Raw genomic sequence first — 6,993 nt, 5'->3', positions numbered from 1 at the left:
CTTTGCTTTTAACACTCAAGCCGGCCGGGAGGCCGCTGTGCTTTTGCTTTTGCTTTTGATCTTGATCTGACTGCCCCAATAAGCCCGAGGCCGAACGCAGGTATTGCGGAGCGGGTAAACCGGCAGGACGCCGGTTTAGCCGCGCCGGGCCATGGATGGCCCGTCGCGGCGGCCCGCGGAGCAATGCCGGAGTGAGGGAACGCCGAGCCCTAGCGAGGCGCCGACAGGCGGGGCAGAGCCCTTTGGTTACTTTGGGGCTTTTCCAAAGTGACTCGCTGTAAGAGCGAAACCATAAGCCGCCGTTACCGAAGAAACGGATATGCACACCACACCACCACTCAAATCCTGCGTCTACGCCCCAACTGCGGAATCCCCAAAGCAGGCACCACCTCCACCCGCTCCACCCGCCTCCCAACAACCCCCGCCAACCCCACCACCGTCGGCTGACTGAACAACGAGCGAGCATCCACCTCCAACCCCGCCTTACGCATCCGCGCCACCACCCCCACGGCCAACAACGAATGCCCCCCCAACTCAAAAAAGTGATCCTGGCGCCCTACGCGGTCCAGCTTCAACACCTCCGCCCAAACCCCCGCAATCACCGTCTCCACCTCCCCCCGAGGCGGTTCATAGGCACGACTCAAAACCGCCTCCACCCCAGGCTCCGGCAACCCCTTGCGATCCAGCTTCCCCGCCGGATTAAGCGGCCACGCCTCCATGTGCACAAACGCCGAAGGCACCATGTACTCAGGCAACCCCTCCACCATGTAACTGCGCAACGCCTCAAGCCCCGGCACCGCATCACGCACGGTGAAATACGCCACCAACCGCTCATCCCGGATCAACACCGCTACCTCCCGCAATGCAGGATGCGCCGCCAACCGCGCCTCAACCTCCCCCAGCTCCAGCCGCACCCCACGCAGCTTCACCTGAAAGTCATTACGCCCCAGAAACTCCAGATTCCCATCCGGCAAATACCGCACCAGATCCCCGGTGCGATACAACCGATCCCCCGCCACAAACGGACTATCGATAAACCGCTCCGCCGTCATCTGCGCCAACCCCAGATACCCGCGAGCCACGCCCACCCCACCGATATGCAACTGCCCACTGCACCCCAGCGGCACCGGCCGGTCATGCTCGTCCAGCACATACAACCGGGTATTGCTGATCGCCCGCCCAATCGGCAACTGCAACGCAGGCACCGGCGCGCCCGGCTCCAGGGTCCAGGCGCTGCTGTCCACCGTCGCCTCGGTCGGCCCATAAACGTTGTGCAAACGCACCCCGGGCAACCGCGCCTGAACCCCACGAGCCAAGGCCTCGGTCAACTCGCCGCCGCCGCATAAGACGTCGGTAAGGCTGGTGCAGTAAGCGGACTCCTCCAGCTCCAGAAACTGCTGCAACATCGCCGGCACAAACTTGATCACGCTGATCTGTTGCTCACGAATCACCTGCGCCAGGTACGCCGGTTCACGGTGCCCATCGGGACGCGCCAGGACCAGGCGCATGCCATTGGTCAACGGCCAGAACAGCTCCCACACCGAACCGTCAAAACTGAACGGCGCCCGCTGCAACAACGCGCCACCCTCGGCATTCGGGCACAGTTGCGAACCCCAGTGCATCAAGTTACCCAGGCCGCGATGTTCGATCATCACGCCCTTGGGCGTGCCGGTGGAGCCGGAGGTGTACATCACGTACGCCAGGTTGCCGACGCTCAACCCCGGCACCAGCGGATTGCCTTCGGGCGCGTGCTGCCAGGCGCAGTGGTCGAAGTCGATCACCGGTATCGACACTTCACCCGGCAAATCGCGGGTCGCGCCGTGTACCAGCAACGCCACCGGCGCGCTGTCTTGCAGCATGTAGGCGAGACGCTCGCGGGGGTAGCCCGGGTCCAGCGGCACATAGGCGCCGCCTGCCTTGAGGATCGCCAACAAGCCCACCACCAGGTCCAACCCGCGCTCGACACACAGCGCCACCCGCGAATCCGGCTGCACCCCGCGCTCGCGCAGGTGATAGGCCAGACGGTTGGCGCGTTCGTTGAGCTGGCGATAGGTCAGTTGGTGCTCACCGGCCTGCACCGCCACTGCATAGGGGATGTGCCGGGCATGGGCTTCGAACAGGGCGTGGACGGTCTGGCCCGCGGGGTAGTCGGTTTCGCTGGCGTTGAAGTCCACCAGTTGCTGTTGCAGTTCGGTCGCGGGCAGCACCTGCACATCGAACAGCGGCGCTTCGGGCGTCTCCACCAATCCCGCGAGCACCGTGCCGAGGTAGTCCAGCAGGCGCTGGGCACCGACCTTGCGGGGCGCCTTGGCCTTGAGCCGGAAACCGCTGGGCAGGTCGTCCACCGTGAGCATCAGCGGGTAGCTGAGGATGTCTTCGCTGCTGAGCAATTCGATGCCGGGCTGCAGCGCCTGGAGTTCCTCGGCCGAGACATGTCGGTAATTCAGCAGGCTGTTGAACAACGGCGTGACGCCGCTGCAACGCTGGGCCAACGCCAGCGAGGCTTGCTCATGGGCGAGTAAGGCGCTGAGTTGCTGCTGCGTCTGCTTGATCGCCTCACGCACCGTCGACCCGGCCAGGCGTACCCGCAGCGGCAAGGTGTTGATGAACATGCCCAGGGCACGGTCGGCGCCCTCACCGGCCTGCAAACGTCCCAGCAGCACCGTACCGAAGACCACATCGTCACGGCCCGAGACGCGCCCCAGCACCTGGGCCCACGCCAAGTGAAACAGGCTCGCCGCACTGACACCCAAGGTGCGCGCCTGCTCACGCAGCAACTGGCCGAGCGCGTCGGGGAGCAGCACATCGGCCTCCTCGGTCGCATGGCGATCCGCCTGGCGCTCCTGTAAACCGAAGGCCAGGGTCGGCTCATCGACATCCGCCAACCGCTCGCGGAAGAACGCTTCGTGCGCGGCTTGACGCTCCGGTGAACGGGTCTGGGCGACCACATTGCGATAAGGCACCGGCTCCGGCAGTTGCTGTTGCTGGCCGAGCAGATGTGCCTGGATTTCCGCCATCAGTACCTGAGTTGATGTGGCGTCGTTGACCAGGTGATGGAAACGCAACATGCCCACCCAACGGCGGTTCTGCGGGTCTTCGGCGTAATCCAGGGCCATCAGCGGCGCCTTGCGCAAGTCCAGTGGGCGCTGGTGTTCACGCAGTTGTTCGAGGATTGAATCCCCCTGAAGGGCCACCGGTTCCACGTCCAGAAGCGCCTTGCGCCACACCACTTGCATCGGTTGCTCGATGGCATCCCACGCCAGGCTGGTGCGCAGGATGTCATGGCGGTCGATCACCTGTTGCAGTGCCTGGGCGAAGGCATCCAGCTGTTCACGGCAAGCAAAACTGAACATCGCGTGTTGCTGGTACGGATCGCGTTCGTCGGTAATGTGGTGATAGAGCAAGCCCTCCTGCAACGGCGCCAGCGGGTAGATCTCCTGCACATTGGCGGCCCCACCGGGGATGGCGGCGACGATGCGCTCGATCGTCGGTGAGTCCAGCTCCGCCAGCACCAGCAGGTCCGGGGTAATCAATGTGCAATCTGCAGGAACGCGGTTGGCCGGCACCTCAAGCTCGGTGCCCTGGCCGACCGCCGCCGCCAGCGCGGCCAATGTCGGTTGACCGAACAACACCTGCACATCCGCCTGCAACCCGGCCTGACGCATGCGCTGTACCAGTTGCACCGCCAATAACGAATGGCCACCCAACTCAAAGAAGTGATCATGCCGCCCTACTTGCTCGACGTGCAACACGTCGGCCCAGATCTGCGCCAGGGTGATTTCCGTGGTGCCTTGGGGGGCTTCGTAGACGCGGCTGACAAACGCATCGGCACCGGGTGCCGGCAAGGCCTTGCGGTCGAGCTTGCCGTTGGCGGTCAGGGGCAACGCGTCGAGTTTTACGTAGGCCTGCGGCACCATGTAATCCGGCAAGCGTGATCTGAGATGGGCACGAAGCTGTTCAATCGCTACCGGCGCGTGCTCGGTGAACCAGGCCAATAACTGCCCCTCACGCACCAGGACCACCGCTTCAGTGACACCGTCATAACCCGCCAGGGCGGATTCGATTTCGCCGAGTTCGATACGCACGCCACGGATTTTTACCTGGTCGTCGTTGCGCCCCAGGTATTCGAGATTGCCGTCCGGCAGCCAGCGCGCCAGGTCGCCGGTGCGGTACATGCGGCCCGGGTTGAAGGGATCATCAAGGAAACGCTCGGCAGTCATTTCCGGACGGTTCAAATAGCCGCGCGCTACACCTTTACCGCCGACGTACAACTCGCCCGCGATGCCGATGGGTACCGGCCGCTGCTGCTCATCCAGCAGGTAGACCGTGGCGTTCGCGATGGGCTTGCCGATATGCAGCGGCTGCCCGACCTCAACCAGGCCAGAGGTGGCAACTACGGTGGCTTCAGTGGGACCGTAGTTGTTGATCACCGCGAAACTGCGCGCCATGTTGAACTGCCGCAGGCGGTCGCCACCAATCAGCAAGGTGCGCAAGGTGGGGTGTTCGAGGTTCTGGCTGAAGGCGTATTCGGCCACCGGCGTGGGCAGGAAGCACACGTCCAGTGGCTGTGTGCGCCACCACTCAAGCAGCGCGTCGATGTCTTCGGCACCGTCGTGGGCCGGCGGCAGGTGCAAGGTCGCCCCCACGCACAACGCCGGCCACACTTCCCAGGCCATGGCGTCAAACCCGAATCCGGCAACGCTGGCGGTATGGCTGCCCGCGTGCAAGTCGAAGGCCTGGCAATGCCAGTCCACCAGATTGGCGACGGTGTGGTGTTCCACCATCACGCCCTTGGGCAAGCCGGTGGAGCCCGAGGTGTAGATCACATAGGCGAGATTGGCGGGCGTCATCACTACTTGTGGGTTGCTCGCCAACTGCGCCGTGGCGTGATCCAGATTGATCACCGGCACCGTCAGTTCCGGCAAGCGTTCGAGCAAATCCGTCTGCGTCAGCACCGCCACCGGCGCGCTGTCATCGAGCAGGTAGTTCAGGCGCTCGGCGGGATGGGCCGGATCCACCGGCACATAACAAGCGCCGGACTTGAGAACCCCCAGCAACCCCACCAACGTCTCCAGGCCACGCCGGGCGACGATCGCCACACGGTCGTCAGGCTTTATCCCCAGCACCAACAGCTGATGCGCCAGGGCATTGGCCCGTTGATTCAACTCGGCGTAAGTCAGTCGCTGGCCCTGGTACACCGCAGCCACCGCATGCGGGGCCAACGCGGCCTGGGTTTCGATGCGCCCGTGCAGGGTTTGCGCGGCCGGGTACGCTTGGGCGGTGGCGTTCCAGCGTTGCAACTGCGCGGTTTCCTCAGGCGTTATCAATGAGAAATCAGCCAGGGGCCGCGCCGGACTTTCCAGACCTTGCTCCAGCAGATACACCAGGCGTTCGGCCAGGGCCTGCACCTCGTGCTGCTGGAAATACGCCTCGTTGTAGACGCAGTGCAAGCACGCCGTGTCGTGGTAGCGATTGCTGCGCAGGTGAATCGCAAGCGGCAATGGCTCATGGTGATTGGAGACTTTGATCGCCCGGGCCGATGCCTGGCCGTAGCGAAATTCATGGTCGTCCTGTTCATAGGACACCGACAGGTCGAACAGCTGGCCACGGTTGGCGCTCAGCAAACCCAACTCGCGATTCATCTCGCTCAGGGGGAAACGCTGATGCCGGAAATCCTGCTTGAGCTGATCCCGTACGCCACGCACTAACGCACTGAACGGCAGGTCGTCGCTGAACTGCAAGCGCACGGCACTGACCTGGGTAAACAGTCCCAGGGTCGAACGAAAGCGCGCATTGGAACGGTTGAGAATCGGCAGCCCAAGCACACACTCCTGACGCTGGGCGGTACGGCTGAAGTACAGGTAGATCGCGGCCAATAACACATGGAACGCCGACGCCTGGTAATGGTTCGCCACCCGCGCCATGCGGTTGAGCAACGTTGCCGGAAACGGTGCTACGCAGGTGTTGCTCGGTGCCTGGCCCTTGGCGTGGTAACGGGGCGTCAACAGCGGCTCGGGCAACGCCTGGTATTTGTCCAGCCAGTAGCTGCGGTCCCGGGCGTAACGGGCCGACTCGCGATAGCGTTCATCGTTGTCGATGAAGTCGACATAGGACGGCGCCGACAGGTCCGGTTGCCGGCCTTGCTCCAGGGCGCTGTAGATACCCGCGAGGGATTGCAGCATCTGGCCGAAGCCCCAGCCATCGAGAATCAGATGATGGGCCTGGGTGCCGAGGCGGTAATGCTGCTCATCGAGCTTGACCAGGAAAAAGCGGAACAACGGCTCGTCGAGCAGCGCGTAGGCCCGGGCCATTTGCGCCTGCAGCAAAGCCTCGGCCGCCGCCTCGGGGTCCGGCTGCCGAGAGACGTCATGCTGCGGCACCGATACCACCATCGCCTCGGCAAATGCCTGCCGGGGCAAGCCATCGGCGGCCACCTGCAACACCGTACGCAACGCGTCGTGCTTGGCCACCAGTTGCTCAATGGCCCGCTGGATCAATGCGGGATTCATCGGGCCAGTAAGGTCGACATAGCCGCCGATGTTGTACAGCGGCGAGTCGCCGAGGCGCAGTTGGTCCAGCCAGATATCCCGCTGGGCGGCGGTCAGGGGGAAAAACGTCATAAGATCCTTCTCATGTGAGGTGTCGATAAGGCGCACAACGCCCCATTGAGGTGAAATCAACGGGATTTAAGCATCGCCCCGGCGGACCGTATGTCACCCGAAACCCGGACAGCCAGCTACCGCGCCGGGGTTGGCTGATGGTTCAGTGCTGAATCGATTAAATGGGTGTAGGAAATTGGCTATCCCTGGCCGCTGCCTGACAGCTAAGCATTTTCATATAAATCAATAAAAACGTTTTATATCAACTAGTTAACAAACTCTAAAACACCCTTCCTGTGCGGCCCCACCTTATTTGTCCGTCAGAAATGACGAAATAATGGCGCGTTTTTTATGGCAGGTTGTGTCCCTCGTTTCCGCTACATACGTAGGACAA

The 6,993-nt window shown here is 63.0% G+C and carries 1 protein-coding gene; it reads right to left on the bottom strand.

Annotation, left to right across the window (positions count from 1 at the left end; all coding sequences use genetic code 11):
- Positions 1 to 338 precede the first annotated feature (338 nt).
- Complete coding sequence (locus tag BLU46_RS27815; RefSeq protein ID WP_093208195.1) at positions 339 to 6,620, bottom strand: non-ribosomal peptide synthetase; 6,282 nt, start codon at positions 6,618 to 6,620, stop codon at positions 339 to 341.
- Positions 6,621 to 6,993: the final 373 nt, after the last annotated feature.

This window comes from Pseudomonas yamanorum (genome assembly GCF_900105735.1).
GTDB classification, from domain to species: domain Bacteria; phylum Pseudomonadota; class Gammaproteobacteria; order Pseudomonadales; family Pseudomonadaceae; genus Aquipseudomonas; species Aquipseudomonas yamanorum.
The sequence above is the reverse complement of the archived record's forward strand: the minus strand, read 5'-3'. Positions and strand labels throughout refer to the sequence as shown.